The 15821-nt window shown below is 47.8% G+C and carries 12 protein-coding genes; all 12 read right to left on the reverse strand.

The window, feature by feature from the left end:
* A partial coding sequence (locus ACN0S4_RS13205) for a GTP-binding protein (RefSeq protein WP_417658103.1) occupies positions 1-257 on the reverse strand: 257 nt, incomplete at its 3' end.
* Between the two features lie 59 nt (positions 258-316).
* The gene (fusA, locus tag ACN0S4_RS13210) at positions 317-2440 is read right to left on the reverse strand and encodes an elongation factor G (protein WP_417658104.1); all 2124 of its coding nucleotides are present in this window, start codon (positions 2438-2440) and stop codon (positions 317-319) included.
* Between the two features lie 30 nt (positions 2441-2470).
* Positions 2471-2941, reverse strand: coding sequence for a 30S ribosomal protein S7 (rpsG, locus tag ACN0S4_RS13215; RefSeq protein WP_169930581.1), 471 nt, complete (start codon positions 2939-2941; stop codon positions 2471-2473).
* Positions 2942-3016: 75 nt separating this feature from the next.
* A complete protein-coding gene (gene rpsL, locus ACN0S4_RS13220) occupies positions 3017-3391 on the reverse strand; it encodes a 30S ribosomal protein S12 (protein ID WP_126763550.1) in 375 nt (124 codons plus the stop codon).
* A 212-nt stretch (positions 3392-3603) separates the two neighbouring features.
* Entirely contained in the window at positions 3604-7857 is a 4254-nt protein-coding gene (gene rpoC, locus ACN0S4_RS13225) for a DNA-directed RNA polymerase subunit beta' (protein WP_417658105.1), read from the reverse strand.
* 35 nt (positions 7858-7892) lie between these two features.
* Positions 7893-11921, reverse strand: a complete 4029-nt coding sequence (gene rpoB / locus ACN0S4_RS13230) for a DNA-directed RNA polymerase subunit beta (protein WP_417658106.1) — start codon at positions 11919-11921, stop codon at positions 7893-7895.
* 215 nt (positions 11922-12136) lie between these two features.
* Positions 12137-12514, reverse strand: a complete 378-nt coding sequence (gene rplL, locus ACN0S4_RS13235) for a 50S ribosomal protein L7/L12 (RefSeq protein WP_169930584.1) — start codon at positions 12512-12514, stop codon at positions 12137-12139.
* A 53-nt stretch (positions 12515-12567) separates the two neighbouring features.
* Positions 12568-13086 (reverse strand): 50S ribosomal protein L10, encoded by a 519-nt coding sequence (gene rplJ, locus ACN0S4_RS13240; protein WP_169930585.1) that lies wholly within the window; start codon positions 13084-13086, stop codon positions 12568-12570.
* A 229-nt stretch (positions 13087-13315) separates the two neighbouring features.
* On the reverse strand, positions 13316-14014 hold the full coding sequence (gene rplA, locus ACN0S4_RS13245) for a 50S ribosomal protein L1 (protein ID WP_417658107.1): 699 nt from the start codon (positions 14012-14014) through the stop codon (positions 13316-13318).
* 1 nt (position 14015) lies between these two features.
* Positions 14016-14447: a 50S ribosomal protein L11 gene (gene rplK, locus ACN0S4_RS13250; RefSeq protein ID WP_169930587.1), complete on the reverse strand. Its 432-nt coding sequence runs from the start codon at positions 14445-14447 to the stop codon at positions 14016-14018.
* 253 nt (positions 14448-14700) lie between these two features.
* A complete protein-coding gene (gene nusG, locus ACN0S4_RS13255) occupies positions 14701-15240 on the reverse strand; it encodes a transcription termination/antitermination protein NusG (protein ID WP_417658108.1) in 540 nt (179 codons plus the stop codon).
* Positions 15241-15243: 3 nt separating this feature from the next.
* Complete coding sequence (secE, locus tag ACN0S4_RS13260) at positions 15244-15624, reverse strand: preprotein translocase subunit SecE (protein WP_169930589.1); 381 nt, start codon at positions 15622-15624, stop codon at positions 15244-15246.
* Positions 15625-15821: the final 197 nt, after the last annotated feature.

A 15821-nucleotide genomic window follows, 5' to 3' on the forward strand; every position in this document is an offset into this window, starting at 1 on the left:
GCGTGTCCTGGGCAGTCAACGTGTGCGTAGTGACGTGCTGGAGTATCGTACTCAACGTGTGAAGTTGAGATGGTGATACCACGAGCTTTCTCTTCTGGTGCGTTATCGATCATTGCGAAGTCTTTCGCAGAACCACCGTAGGTTTTAGCCAAAACGGTAGTGATCGCAGCAGTCAAAGTAGTTTTACCGTGGTCAACGTGGCCGATAGTACCGACGTTAACGTGCGGCTTGACGCGGTTAAATTTTTCTTTTGCCATGACTTTTCCTTAACTTAAGTTAAAAGTCCGGTCCCATGTAGAACCGGACCAGACTCTACTTAATCTTTCACTGAACGTGCAGCAATGACCTGCTCAGCAATGTTGTTTGGTGCTTCAGCGTACTTCAAGAATTCCATTGCATAAGATGCACGGCCCTGAGTCTGCGAACGCAGGTCAGTAGCGTAACCGAACATTTCTGATAATGGAACTTGAGCGCGAACTTCTTTCAGACCACCAGGACCATCTTCCATGCCCTCGATGATTCCGCGACGACGGTTCAAGTCACCTACTACGTCACCCATGAAATCTTCAGGAGTAACAACTTCGACTTTCATCATCGGCTCGAGCAATGCAGGACGAGCTTGCAATGCACCTTTCTTGAACGCCATGCTACCAGCGATCTTGAACGCCATTTCTGAAGAGTCGACATCGTGGTATGAACCATCATACAGAGTCGCTTTCACGCCAAGAACTGGGTATCCAGCAAGTACACCATTGGTCATTTGCTCTTGGATACCTTTATCGACCGCAGGGATGTATTCCTTCGGTACTACACCACCAACGACTTCGTTCACGAACTGATAGTTTGGAGTTTCATCGTCGTTTGCGTCGAATTCCATCGGCTCAATACGTAACCAGACGTGACCGAACTGTCCACGACCACCTGACTGACGTACGAACTTGCCTTCCACTTCCACTTTAGAGCGGATAGTTTCACGATAAGCAACTTGCGGCTTACCTACGTTACATTCCACTTTAAATTCACGCTTCATACGGTCAACAATGATATCAAGGTGCAATTCACCCATACCAGAGATGATCGTTTGACCCGACTCTTCGTCAGTTTTCACGCGGAAAGACGGATCTTCTGCAGCCAACTTACCTAAAGCGATACCCATTTTTTCTTGGTCAGCTTTGGTTTTTGGTTCAACAGCAACCGAGATTACTGGCTCAGGGAATTCCATGCGCTCAAGTGTAATCACGTTGTTCAGGTCACACAAAGTGTCACCCGTAGTAACGTCTTTCAAACCGATAGCTGCAGCGATGTCACCGGCCAAGATCTCTTTGATCTCTTTACGGTCGTTCGCGTGCATCTGAACCATACGGCCAATACGCTCTTTCTTGCTTTTCACTGGGTTTAATACGCTGTCACCTTGTGCCAGCACGCCCGAGTAAACGCGTAAGAAAGTTAATGTACCAACAAATGGGTCGGTTGCAATTTTGAATGCCAACGCTGAGAACGGCTCTTTGTCGTCTGACTTACGAATGCCTTCTTCACCGTTTTCAAGAATACCGCGAATCGCTTTTACTTCAGTAGGCGATGGAAGATATTCAATAACCGCATCCAATACTGCTTGAACGCCTTTGTTCTTAAATGCAGAACCACACAGACACAACACGATTTCGTTGTTCAGTGTACGCTGACGCAAACCAAGTTTGATTTCAGCTTCAGTCAAGTCACCTTCTTCAAGGTACTTGTTCATGAACTCTTCGTTCGCTTCAGCCGCAGCTTCAACGAGGTCAGCATGATAAGCTTCAGCTTCGTCACGCAGTTCAGCTGGAATTTCTTCATAAGTGAAGGTCATACCCTGGTCTTCTTCAGTCCAGTTAATAGCCTTCATTTTGATCAAGTCGATAACGCCTTTGAAGTTGTCTTCTGCACCAATTGGTAACTGAATTGGCACTGGAACAGCTGCTAAGCGAGATTTGATCTGACCGACAACGCGCAAGAAATCTGCACCTGCACGGTCCATTTTGTTTACGAATACCATACGTGGTACTTCGTATTTGTTGGCTTGACGCCATACCGTTTCAGTTTGTGGTTGTACGCCAGAAGACGCACACAGTACAACAACGGCACCATCAAGAACACGCAGTGAACGTTCTACTTCGATAGTGAAGTCAACGTGTCCTGGAGTATCGATGATGTTGATGCGGTGTTCAGGGAACTGCGCATCCATACCACGCCAGAATGAAGTTACGGCAGCTGAGGTGATAGTGATACCACGCTCCTGCTCCTGCTCCATCCAGTCGGTTGTTGCCGCACCATCATGTACCTCACCAATTTTGTGAGATAGGCCGGTGTAGAACAACACGCGCTCGGTCGTGGTCGTTTTACCTGCGTCTACGTGAGCACAGATACCGATATTACGATAGCGCTCAATCGAAGTTTGTCGAGCCACAATAAATACCTCTTAGGGTTACTTGTGAATTTACCAGCGATAATGTGCGAACGCTTTGTTCGCTTCGGCCATACGGTGGACGTCTTCACGCTTCTTCACAGCAGAGCCTTTGTTTTCTGACGCATCTAGCATTTCACCTGCCAGACGCTGAGCCATGGATTTTTCACCCCGTGTACGCGCAGCATCAACTAACCAACGCATTGCAAGGGCATTACGACGCACTGGGCGTACTTCCACTGGCACTTGGTAAGTAGAACCACCAACACGGCGTGATTTTACTTCCACTGCAGGGCGCACGTTATCCAATGCGGTTTCAAATACGTCTAAGTGCGATTTGCTCGACTTTTCAGCCAAGATATCTAATGCACCGTAGATAATTTTTTCTGCTACTGCTTTCTTGCCGTCAACCATGACGACATTGATGAACTTAGCCAACAACTCTGATCCGAACTTAGGATCTGGTAAAATTTTACGTTGACCTATGACGCGTCTTCTTGGCATCTCAATTTCTCCGATTAATTCAGGGTATTACCCAAAACTTAAATTACAGTGTTTGGCCTTACTAACGGAGAACCGTTAAGATTTGGGCCGCTTCGCGCCGTACTTAGAACGACCTTGACGACGGTCGTTTACGCCCGCACAGTCAAGTGCGCCACGCACTGTGTGATAACGCACACCTGGCAAGTCTTTTACACGGCCGCCGCGGATTAACACGACACTGTGCTCTTGCAAGTTGTGACCTTCACCACCAATGTACGAAGATACTTCGTACCCGTTCGTCAAACGCACACGGCATACTTTACGCAATGCAGAGTTTGGCTTCTTCGGGGTGGTCGTATAAACACGGGTACATACACCGCGTTTTTGTGGGCAAGCCTCAAGCGCCGGAACGTTGCTTTTCACAACCGGCTTTTGACGACCTTTGCGCACCAGCTGGTTAACTGTTGCCATTCAATACTCCTGCTTATGTTGATGTACTCAACAGAATGAAAAATCCAATTTCCCCGCTTCGTGGGTGAACCTAAACGCTAAGCACAAGCAAAGCGCCCGAATATGGGGAGGCCGAATTTTATAGGTCAATAATTGGACTGTCAAGGATAGAAACAAAAGAGCCAGCGCGGCTTCCCGGCTGGCTCTTGTCATATTTACCGACAGCTTACTGATTAATCAGCGCTATTGTCCGTATCTTTGTCGCTCGTGTCGACATCGTTACCTGCATTCAATGCATCGGCAAGTTGCTGCTCAGCTTCCAAAGCAGTGACTTTTGGAGCCGCTACCATGTCTGCTGCTTCAGCACGCTTGCGCGCACGTTCGCGGTGATATGCGAAACCGGTACCGGCTGGAATCAAGCGACCCACAATAACGTTCTCTTTCAAGCCACGTAATGGATCTTGCTTGCCCTGCACCGCGGCTTCGGTTAACACGCGAGTCGTTTCTTGGAACGACGCGGCTGAGATAAACGATTCCGTCGACAGTGACGCTTTGGTGATACCTAACAACTGACGCTCGAATGTCGCTGGCATTTTCTTCTCTGCTTCCGCTTTTGCGTTGGCAGCTAAGACTTCGCTCAGTTCCATCATTTCGCCTTCGAGTAGTTCGGTCTCGCCTGGGCTCAAGATAATTGCCTTACGCAGCATCTGACGAACAATCGTTTCGATGTGCTTATCGTTAATCTTAACACCTTGTAAGCGGTAAACTTCCTGCACTTCGTTGACGATGTAGTTCGCCAATGCACTCACGCCACGCAGACGTAAGATATCGTGCGGAGCTTCAGGACCATCGGCAATAACTTCACCTTTAGTCACTTGCTCACCTTCAAAGATGTTCAACTGACGATACTTAGGAATCATCTCTTCGTACTGATCACCACCGTCAAGAGGCATGATAATCAGACGACGTTTGCCCTTCGTTTCTTTACCGAAGCTCACTGTACCTGACACTTCTGCAAGGATAGCTGGCTCTTTCGGACGACGTGCTTCGAACAAGTCGGCAACGCGCGGCAGACCACCGGTAATATCGCGTGTTTTTGAACCTTCTTGTGGAATACGTGCAACCGTATCACCTACTTTCACTTCCGCGTTGTCTTCCAAGTTGATAATGGCGTTACCAGGTAAGAAGTACTGCGCAGGCATATCAGTGCCCACGATGTTTACATCTTTACCTTTGGCATCAACCAATTTCACCATTGGACGCATGTCTTTACCGGCACTGGTACGTTGACCCGTTTCCAGTACAACAATGCTCGACAAGCCAGTCAGTTCGTCCGTTTGACGGGTCATAGTGACACCATCAATCAAGTCAACAAACTTCAGACGACCCGCTACCTCAGTAATGATTGGGTGCGTATGTGGATCCCAGTTAGCAACAATCTCACCCGCATCAACTGCAGCGCCTTCGTTCTTCTTCAGAACCGCACCGTAAGGTACTTTATAGCGCTCGCGCTCACGACCAAACTCGTCGATTAGCGTCAATTCAGTTGAACGTGAAGTGATAACCAAGTGCTTGTCACTGTTCTCAACGTATTTCGCGTTGTGCAGCTTCAACGTACCTTTGTTCTTCACTTGGACGTTGTTCGCCGCAGAGTCACGAGATGCCGCACCACCAATGTGGAACGTACGCATCGTTAACTGCGTACCTGGCTCACCGATAGACTGGGCAGCGATAACACCAACTGCTTCACCCTGGTTGACCATGTGTCCACGTGCTAGGTCACGACCATAACAGTTGGCACACACACCGAAGTCGGTGTCACAGGTAATAACCGAGCGTACTTTAACTTCGTCGATTGAGTGTTCTTCAAGCAAGTCACACATTTTCTCGTCGAGAAGCGTGTTACGTGCAATCAGCACTTCTTTATCGTTGCCTGGCATCATCACGTCGTCACAAACTACACGACCCAATACGCGCTCACGCAATGGCTCAACTACGTCACCACCTTCAATCAATGGCTTGATGTAGAGACCTTCTAAAGTGCCACAATCTTCTTCAACGATAACGACGTCTTGTGCCACGTCGACCAAACGACGCGTCAAGTAACCGGAGTTCGCAGTCTTCAATGCCGTATCGGCCAAACCTTTACGAGCACCGTGAGTTGAGATGAAGTACTGAAGTACGTTCAAACCTTCACGGAAGTTAGCTGTAATTGGTGTTTCGATGATGGAGCCATCTGGCTTCGCCATCAAACCACGCATACCAGCCAACTGACGAATCTGCGCGGGGCTACCACGAGCACCAGAATCGGCCATCATGTAGACAGAGTTGAACGAGTCTTGCTGTTCTTCTTCGCCTTTAGCGTTGATAACGGTTTCTTTCGACAAGTTTTCCATCATCGCTTTCGAGACTTTCTCGTTGGCGGTAGACCAAATGTCGATAACTTTGTTGTATTTCTCACCAGCAGTTACCAAGCCTTGCTCGAACTGCTCTTGAATTTCCGCTACTTCTTCTTCCGCTGCATCGATGATGATTTTCTTCGCTGCTGGGATAACCATGTCGTCGATACCTACAGAGGCACCCGCGATCATGGCGTAATGGAAACCGGTGTACATGATTTGGTCAGCGAAGATGACAGTTTTCTTCAGACCCAAGTCACGATAAGAACGGTTTAACAAACGACCGATCTGCTTTTTGCCCATTGACTGGTTAATCATGTCGAATGGCATACCTTCAGGCAGAATCAACGACAAGATCGCACGACCCACTGTGGTGTCGTAGATAGTCGAAGTATGTGATTCTTCACCTTCTTCACTGATCAGCGTTTCAGCTAAGCGCACTTTCACGCGCGAGTGCAATTGCACGGCGCCAGTACGATAAGCTTTTTCGGCTTCTTTGGCATTCTTGAAGATCATGCCTTCGCCTTTGCCATTCACCTTTTCACGAGTCATGTAGTACAGACCCAATACAACGTCCTGTGAAGGCACGATGATTGGATCACCACTGGCTGGTGATAAGACGTTATTGGTCGACATCATCAACGCACGCGCTTCCAGCTGTGCTTCGAGAGTCAATGGCAAGTGAACGGCCATTTGGTCACCGTCGAAGTCGGCGTTGTAGGCCGCACACACGAGTGGGTGCAACTGAATCGCTTTACCTTCAATCAGTACTGGTTCGAACGCTTGGATACCCAAACGGTGCAAGGTTGGTGCACGGTTCAACAGTACTGGGTGCTCTTTGATGACTTCGTCGAGTACGTCCCAAACTTCTGGGATTTCGCGCTCAACCATTTTCTTCGCTGCTTTGATGGTCGTAGCTAAGCCACGGCCTTCAAGCTTGCCATAGATGAACGGCTTGAATAATTCCAATGCCATTTTCTTCGGCAAACCACACTGATGCAGACGCAATTTAGGACCCACGGTAATAACCGAACGGCCTGAGTAGTCAACCCGCTTACCCAAAAGGTTTTGACGGAAACGACCTTGCTTACCTTTGATCATATCGGCCAAAGATTTCAGTGGGCGCTTGTTGGTACCGGTAATAGCACGGCCACGACGACCGTTATCTAACAAGGCATCAACCGCTTCTTGCAGCATACGTTTTTCGTTACGCACGATGATATCCGGAGCCGCGAGGTCAAGAAGACGCTTCAAACGGTTATTCCGGTTAATCACACGGCGATACAAGTCGTTCAAGTCAGAAGTCGCGAAACGACCACCATCCAACGGCACCAATGGACGTAAATCAGGTGGCAGTACTGGCAATACTTTGAGGATCATCCACTCTGGCTTGTTGCCTGAATAGTGGAATGACTCAAGCAGTTTCAGACGCTTGCTGATTTTCTTCCGCTTAGTTTCAGAGTTGGTTTCTGGCAGCTCTTCACGCAACACTTTGATATCGGCTTCGATATCAATGTGATGTAACAAGCTCAGAATTGCTTCTGCGCCCATTTTCGCTTCGAACTCGTCACCGTGCTCTTCTAATGAATCGAGGTATTCTTCTTCAGTCAGAATTTGACCACGCTCAAGCGATGTCATCCCAGCTTCAGTAACCACATATGATTCGAAATACAGCACACGCTCGATATCACGCAAGGTCATATCTAGCATCAAACCGATACGGCTTGGCAGTGACTTCAAGAACCAAATGTGCGCAACTGGACTTGCGAGTTCAATGTGGCCCATGCGCTCGCGACGAACTTTCGTCAACGTCACTTCGACACCACACTTCTCACAGATCACGCCACGGTGCTTCAAGCGCTTGTACTTACCGCACAAACACTCGTAGTCTTTGACTGGACCGAAGATCCGAGCACAGAACAAACCATCACGCTCCGGCTTAAACGTCCGGTAGTTGATCGTTTCTGGCTTCTTCACTTCACCAAATGACCAGCTGCGGATCATGTCCGGCGACGCGAGTCCGATGCGAATAGCATCGAACTCTTCGGTCTGGTTCATTGGTTTTAAGAACTTTAATAAGTCTTTCACGATTTATCTCCTGGCAATTTGCGTCCGGTGGTGTCTCAGTCTTGGTCCAACTCAATGTTGATACCGAGCGAGCGGATTTCCTTCAACAATACGTTGAACGATTCCGGCATACCTGCTTCCATCCGCAGATCGTTGTCGACAATGTTTTTGTACATCTTCGTCCGACCGTTCACGTCGTCCGACTTCACTGTCAACATCTCTTGCAGCGTATAAGCAGCACCGTAAGCTTCCAGTGCCCACACTTCCATCTCACCGAAGCGCTGACCACCGAATTGCGCTTTACCACCCAGCGGCTGCTGAGTAACCAAGCTATATGAACCGGTAGAACGGGCATGCATTTTGTCATCAACCAAGTGGTTCAATTTCAGCATGTACATGTAACCTACTGTTACATCACGCTCAAACCGGTCACCGGTACGGCCATCATACAAAGTAATCTGACCTGACTCTGGCAAATCACCCAACTTCAGGAGTTCTTTAATTTCGCTCTCAACAGCACCATCGAATACTGGCGTTGCGGTCGGCAAGCCTTTCTTCAAGTTGCCGGCAAGACGCAGCACTTCATCATCACTGAAGTCATTAATATCGACTTCTTGACGCGAATCACCTAACGCATAAACCTTCTGCAAGAATTCACGCATTTCGGCAACTTTAACCTGCTGCTTCAACATATTTTCAATTTTGGTACCGATACCGCGAGCCGCTAAGCCTAAATGCGTCTCAAGGATCTGACCAATGTTCATCCGCGACGGTACACCCAACGGGTTCAATACGATGTCGACAGGATTACCATGCTCGTCATATGGCATGTCTTCCACTGGAACGATGGTTGAAATAACACCTTTGTTCCCGTGACGTCCTGCTAACTTATCACCCGGTTGGATACGGCGGCGAACAGCAAGATACACTTTGACAATTTTCAGAACGCCTGGCGCTAAATCATCACCTTGGGTGATTTTGCGACGCTTGTTCTCAAACTTGTTGTCGAAGTCAGTACGTAATTCTTCGTACTGCTCAGCAATTTGCTCAAGCGACTTTTGTGCAGCTTCTTTCTTCAAGTTTTGCGTCAGCCATTTGCTCTGCTCTAAGCCAGCCAGTTTTGACTCATCAAACCCATTGGCGAGTAGCAAAGTGCGAGCGCGCTCAAAAATACCGCGTTCAAGAATCTTGAACTCGTCAGTTAAGTCTTTCTTAACTTGTTTGAGCTGCATCTCTTCAATAGCAACCGCACGTTTATCTTTCTCAACGCCGTCACGAGTGAATACTTGAACGTCAATAACCGTTCCAGTAACACCGTTTGGTACACGCAGAGAGCTATCTTTTACGTCAGACGCTTTCTCACCAAAAATAGCTCGCAAGAGTTTCTCTTCAGGAGTGAGCTGAGTTTCGCCTTTCGGAGTTACTTTACCCACCAAGATATCGCCACCGTTGACTTCAGCACCTACATAAACAACACCTGACTCGTCAAGTTTGTTCAATGCTGACTCACCAACGTTCGGGATATCAGAAGTGATTTCTTCTGCGCCTAATTTGGTATCACGTGCCACACAGTTCAGCTCTTGAATGTGGATAGTGGTTAAACGATCTTCTTGCACGACACGCTCAGAGATGAGGATCGAGTCTTCGAAGTTGTAACCATTCCACGGCATGAACGCGACGCGCATGTTCTGACCTAACGCTAATTCACCCATATCAGTTGACGGACCGTCAGCCAATACGTCACCACGCATAACCGGCTCACCCACATTGACTGTCGGGGTCTGGTTAATACAGGTGTTCTGGTTTGAACGGGTGTATTTGGTCAGGTTGTAAATATCGATACCTGCTTCACCCGGTACCATTTCTTCTTCGTTTACTTTCACGACGATGCGGCTAGCGTCAACTTTATCGACTACACCACCACGTTTCGCGACTACAGTAACACCAGAGTCAACGGCAACCGTACGCTCAATACCGGTACCAACCAACGGCTTATCAGCACGCAAAGTCGGAACTGCTTGGCGTTGCATGTTTGAACCCATCAAGGCACGGTTGGCGTCATCGTGCTCTAGGAATGGAATCAAGCTCGCTGCAATCGATACGATTTGCTGCGGGGCAACGTCCATGTATTGAACTTGCTCTTTAGACATGAGCGTAAATTCATTTTTGTGACGGCACGGAACCAAGTCGTCAATTAACTCACCTTTTTCGTTCAACGCAACGTTTGCCTGTGCAATGACGAAGTTACCTTCTTCAATGGCTGACAAATAATCGACGTCGTCGGTGACCACACCGTTTTCAAATTTACGGTATGGGGTTTCTAGGAAACCGTATTCATTGGTACGCGCAAACGTTGCCAATGAGTTGATCAGACCGATGTTCGGACCTTCTGGAGTTTCGATTGGACAAACCCGACCATAATGCGTTGGGTGTACGTCACGAACTTCGAAACCTGCACGTTCACGAGTCAAACCGCCCGGCCCTAATGCAGAAATACGACGCTTATGCGTGACTTCTGAGAGCGGGTTGTTTTGGTCCATGAACTGCGACAATTGGCTCGAACCGAAGAATTCTTTCACCGCGGCGCTGATTGGCTTCGCGTTGATCAAATCTTGCGGCATGATGGCATCTAGGTCACCCAAGCTTAAGCGTTCTTTCACGGCACGCTCAACACGGACTAAGCCAACGCGGAATTGGTTTTCAGCCATTTCGCCCACTGAACGAATGCGACGGTTACCCAAGTGGTCGATATCATCGACTTCATCAAGACCGTTACGGATTTCGATCAGCTTCTTCATGACTTCAACAATGTCTTCTTTGCTCAGAGTGCCTGAGCCAGTCAAGTCATCGCGACCTAAACGACGGTTGAACTTCATGCGACCGACTGCTGACAAGTCATAGCGGTCTTCACTGAAGAACAAGTTTTCGAATAAGTTTTCTGCCGCTTCTTTCGTTGGCGGCTCACCAGGACGCATCATCCGGTAGATTTCTACCAATGCTTCGAGGCGATTTGAAGTGGTGTCGATACGCAAGGTTTCGCTCATGTATGGACCGTGATCCAAGTCATTCACGAACAGCGTTTCGAATTTCTTAAAGCCAGCTTCACGTAACTTCGCTAACAGCTCAAGGGTCAATTCGCTGTTGGCAGTAGCTATAACTTCACCCGTTTTCTTCTCAACGCAGTCTTTGGCTAGGACTTTGCCGACGAGATATTCGAGTGGAACTTCCATTTCTGGCTGGTTCAGCTGAGCAATCTGGTTGATATGGCGCGCGGTGATGCGACGACCTTTCTCAACGATGATTTCGCCATCATCGTTTTTGATATCAAACTTGGCAGTTTCGCCGCGTAGACGCTCTGGTACCAATTGCATGAACACTTTTTTGCTCTTGAATTGGAAGTACGTAGTGTCGAAGAACATATCGAGAATTTCTTCGGTGCTGTACTCAAGCGCACGCAAAATGATCGACGCTGGTAATTTCCGGCGACGGTCAATACGAACGAATACGTTATCTTTCGGGTCAAACTCGAAATCTAACCAAGAACCACGGTATGGAATAACCCGTGCGTTATACAGAACTTTACCTGACGAATGGGTTTTACCCTTGTCATGGTCAAAGAATACGCCTGGCGAACGGTGCAACTGAGAAACGATTACGCGCTCGGTACCATTGATAACAAAAGTACCGTTGTCAGTCATCAGGGGGATTTCACCCATGTAGACTTCTTGCTCTTTAATGTCTTTTACAGTGCCTGCTGCCGCTTCTTTGTCGTACAAAACTAAGCGCAGTTTGACGCGCAAAGGAGCAGAATAGGTAATGCCACGGATTTGACATTCATTGACGTCAAATACAGGCTCACCCAAGTGATAGCTCACGTACTGTAGTTCTGAGTTACCGGAATATGCGGTAATCGGAAATACTGAGCGGAACGCCGCTTCCAGGCCATAATTAGCATCTGGATCCGGATCGATGAATTTTTTAAATGAATCTAATTGGATTGACAGCAGGTAAGGTACCTCAAGTACATGAGGTCGTTTACCGAAATCCTTGCGAATACGTTTTTTCTCAGAGTAGGAGTACGCCATGGGGTTCCTCAGCTAGCTGATTGATGACCCTAACTACCGAAGGAGTCAGTAGTTAAAAACAAACCAGTATTAGTTTGTCGTTCCCGTTTTTGTCACCGCGAGCATGCACCCCAAGAACGGGCAAAAATGATACATGCTTAACAGCGCAAAAAGGCTGGTGACCCAAAAGTCACCAGCCCTTGGCCTAAAAGGCCGCTTTTATTTCGTGCAGTTGCTTACTTAAGTTCAACTTCCGCACCGGCTTCTTCAAGCTCTTTCTTCAGTGCTTCAGCGTCCGCTTTCGCGATGCCTTCTTTCACTGCTACTGGAGCTGATTCAACCATGTCTTTCGCTTCTTTCAAGCCTAAACCGGTAGCGCTACGTACTGCTTTAATAGCAGCAACTTTGTTAGCACCGGCAGCTTTCAAGATTACGTCAAATTCAGTTTTTTCTTCTTCAGCAGCTGCACCGGCAGCAGCTGGACCAGCTGCTACTGCAACAGCAGCAGATGCGTCAACACCGAATTTTTCTTCTGCAGCAGCGATCAGATCAACAAGATCCATAACTGGCATTTCAGCGATTGCATTCAAAATATCTTCTTTAGTAAGAGCCATAACTCTAAACTCCTGGGTTATAAATTACAAAAAATTGGTTAAAAAAACCGCTTCTATTTAGCGTCTTTAATTGCCGCCAACACACGCACAAACTTAGTAGGCACTTCGTTGATAGTACGAACGAACTTACTAACAGGCGCTTTGAAGGTGGCCAGCAATTTCGCCAATGCTTCGTCGCGAGTCGGAAGTGAAGCAACCGCTTCTAGCTTATCTGCACCCATCAAACCGTTACCGATTGACAGAGCAGTTACTTTCAGGTGCTTGTTGTCTTTCGAAAAGTCTTTGAACAAACGCGCAGCAGAACCAGGCGCGTCCAAAGAAAATCCGTAAACTAAAGGACCTTTCAGTGCTGGGTCCATGTCCTCGAACTGCGTATCGACAAATGCGCGACGAGCCAGAGTGTTCCGAATAACTTTCAGATACACGCCTTGCTCACGAGCTTGACGACGCAGGACAGTCATGTCCGCAACTTCCATTCCGCGATACTCAGCAACAGCGACGGATAGAGCTTTTGAAGCAACTTCGTTAACTTCTTTAACGATTGCTTTTTTTGCTGCTAAACCTAGTGCCACTGATATCACCTCTTAATTAAGCCTTCGGCAAAGCCTCAGGCTAACGTTACACATAGACAGACCAGCACAGCATCTGTCACGTTGTCACGGTGAATCTCTACCCAGAGAGTCTGAGTCGGATATCACCATCTGCGCAGGACATTAAGTGTCGCTTATTATTCCTTCTCAGGAATCAGCCGCGATACACCTGCGGTCTTGGATGGGAGCGTTAGCCCCAACCCACAAACCTTTACTTAACAGCAGCCAATGAACCTTGGTCGATGGCAACGCCAGCGCCCATAGTGGTTGATAAGCTGACTTTCTTGATGAACTGACCTTTTGCAGAAGAAGGCTTCGCTTTCTTCAATGCAACAAGCAGTGCTTCTAAGTTTTCTTTCAGTTTGTCGTTATCGAAATCAACTTTACCGATAGTCGCGTGGATAATACCCGCTTTATCGTTGCGATAACGAATCTGACCAGATTTTGCGTTCTGCACAGCAGTCGCAACATCAGGAGTAACCGTACCCGTTTTTGGGTTAGGCATCAGGCCACGTGGACCTAAGATTTGACCTAACATACCAACTACGCGCATTGCGTCTGGAGAAGCGATAACAACGTCAAAGTCCATTTGGCCTTTCTTCACTTGCTCAGCCAAATCTTCCATACCAACGATGTCTGCACCTGCAGCTTTCGCTTTCTCTGCATTCGCGCCGCTAGTAAATACTGCAACACGAACTTCGCGACCGGTACCGTTTGGTAATACAGTTGCGCCACGGACGTTTTGGTCCGATTTACGAGCGTCGATACCCAGATTTACTGAGACATCAACACTTTCTTTGAATTTGGCAGTTGCCAGTTCTTTCAACAAGTTGATTGCTTCGTTGATTTCATAATCACGCGCTTCAACTTTCTCACGAATTAAACGTGCACGTTTGCTCAATTTAGCCATCTTACAGACCCTCCACTTTCAGGCCCATCGCACGAGCTGAACCGGCGATAGTACGTACTGCTGCGTCAAGGCTAGCCGCTGTTAAGTCTGGCTCTTTAACCTTCGCAATGTCTTCTAACTGAGCACGGGTAACAGTACCCACTTTCTCAGTGTTTGGACGACCTGAACCACTCTTGATGCCTGCTGCTTTTTTCAGCAAGAAGGCCGCTGGAGGAGTTTTAGTGATAAACGTGAAAGAACGGTCTTCGAAGACAGAAATTTCAACTGGAACTGGAGCGCCTTTTTCAAGTTCGCCAGTCGCTGCGTTGAATGCCTTACAGAATTCCATGATATTTACACCGTGCTGACCCAAAGCAGGACCAACAGGTGGTGATGGGTTAGCTGCACCGGCTGCTACTTGCAGCTTGATGATAGCTTTTAACTTCTTAGCCATTGCTTATTGCCTCTTGTTGTGGGTCTAGCGCCTTGTAAATCGTCCATTTTTACTGCCTCTCGGCACCTGTAAAAACGAAGAGGTGACTTACTCTAACGGCTCCCCGATATAAAAAAGGAGGCGAATTATATGCATAATCGCCACCGATTGCAATCAAAAAGAGTAAATTGTGAACAGTAAATAGATAACAGAGATAGATCTTGGTTTAGCTCTTTCTATTACCTATTTTCATTTCACTTTTTACTTTGGGTTATTAGGCTTTTTCTACCTGCACGAACTCGAGTTCTACTGGCGTTGCGCGGCCGAAGATTGAGACCGATACCGTCAAGCGGCTCTTCTCGTAATCGACGCTTTCAACAGTACCGTTGAAGTCTGCGAACGGACCGTCATTAACACGAACCATTTCGCCTGGCTCGAACATCGTTTTCGGACGCGGCTTATCGACTGACTCTTGCAGACGATTCAAAATAGTATCCGCTTCTTTCTGGGTAATTGGCGTTGGGCGATCTTGTTTGCCACCGATAAAACCAAGTACACGTGGAATGCTTTTCACCAAGTGCCATGAATCTTCATCCATGATCATTTCGACGAGCACATAACCAGGGAAGAACTTACGCTCGCTCTTGCGGCGTTGACCTGCACGCATTTCAACAACTTCTTCAGTTGGAACGAGAACTTCACCGAACTTGTCTTCCATGCCATGCATTTTGATGTGCTCACGCAGGGAGTTTGCAACCCGCGCTTCGTAGCCTGAAAAAGCTTGAACAACGTACCAGCGTTTTTGAGCAGTCATTGATTAAAACTCCAGTCCGGTAAAGAAGCCGACGACCCGCACGAGAATGGCATCCATTCCCCACAAGATCAGCGACACAATTGCAGTAGCAACAAGAATAATTAACGTAGTTTGGGTCGTTTCTTGACGCGTAGGCCAAACGACTCGGCGCACTTCAGTGCGGCTTTCTTTAGCGAATGCACGGAAGCGACGACCTTTGTCGGTCATGCCAGCAACGATACCTGCAACTGCAACTAGAATAACCACGCCAATGGCGCGATACAGAATCGATACTTGCTCGCCATAATAGTAGTTACCGACTACCGCTGCAGCTAATAACGCAATGGCGACGACCCACTTGATGCCGTCAAAAGAACTCGTTTGCGTTTCAGTTTGTGCACTCATTCTTAATTCCTAATTATACAAATCGGGTAAAAGTGAAAGGTAAATGGTGAATAGATAACAGCATAACTTTCATCGTGCGTTTCTATTCACTGTTCCCTATTCACTGTTCACATATATTGTGTGGCAGGGGTGGAGGGATTCGAACCCCCAACCGTCGGTTTTGGAGACCGCTGTTCTACCAATTGGAACTACACCCC

The organism is Pseudidiomarina aestuarii, from assembly GCF_048263735.1.
Taxonomy (GTDB): domain Bacteria; phylum Pseudomonadota; class Gammaproteobacteria; order Enterobacterales; family Alteromonadaceae; genus Pseudidiomarina; species Pseudidiomarina aestuarii_B.

Bases quoted from the DNA above. Each gene is read 5' to 3' on its own strand.
- rpsG (WP_169930581.1), bottom strand. From the start codon at position 2,941: ATGCCAAGAAGACGCGTCATAGGTCAACGTAAAATTTTACCAGATCCT.
- rpsL (WP_126763550.1), bottom strand. From the start codon at position 3,391: ATGGCAACAGTTAACCAGCTGGTGCGCAAAGGTCGTCAAAAGCCGGTT.
- rpoB (WP_417658106.1), bottom strand. From the start codon at position 11,921: ATGGCGTACTCCTACTCTGAGAAAAAACGTATTCGCAAGGATTTCGGT.
- rplL (WP_169930584.1), bottom strand. From the start codon at position 12,514: ATGGCTCTTACTAAAGAAGATATTTTGAATGCAATCGCTGAAATGCCA.
- rplA (WP_417658107.1), bottom strand. From the start codon at position 14,014: ATGGCTAAATTGAGCAAACGTGCACGTTTAATTCGTGAGAAAGTTGAA.
- rplK (WP_169930587.1), bottom strand. From the start codon at position 14,447: ATGGCTAAGAAGTTAAAAGCTATCATCAAGCTGCAAGTAGCAGCCGGT.
- nusG (WP_417658108.1), bottom strand. From the start codon at position 15,240: ATGACTGCTCAAAAACGCTGGTACGTTGTTCAAGCTTTTTCAGGCTAC.
- secE (WP_169930589.1), bottom strand. From the start codon at position 15,624: ATGAGTGCACAAACTGAAACGCAAACGAGTTCTTTTGACGGCATCAAG.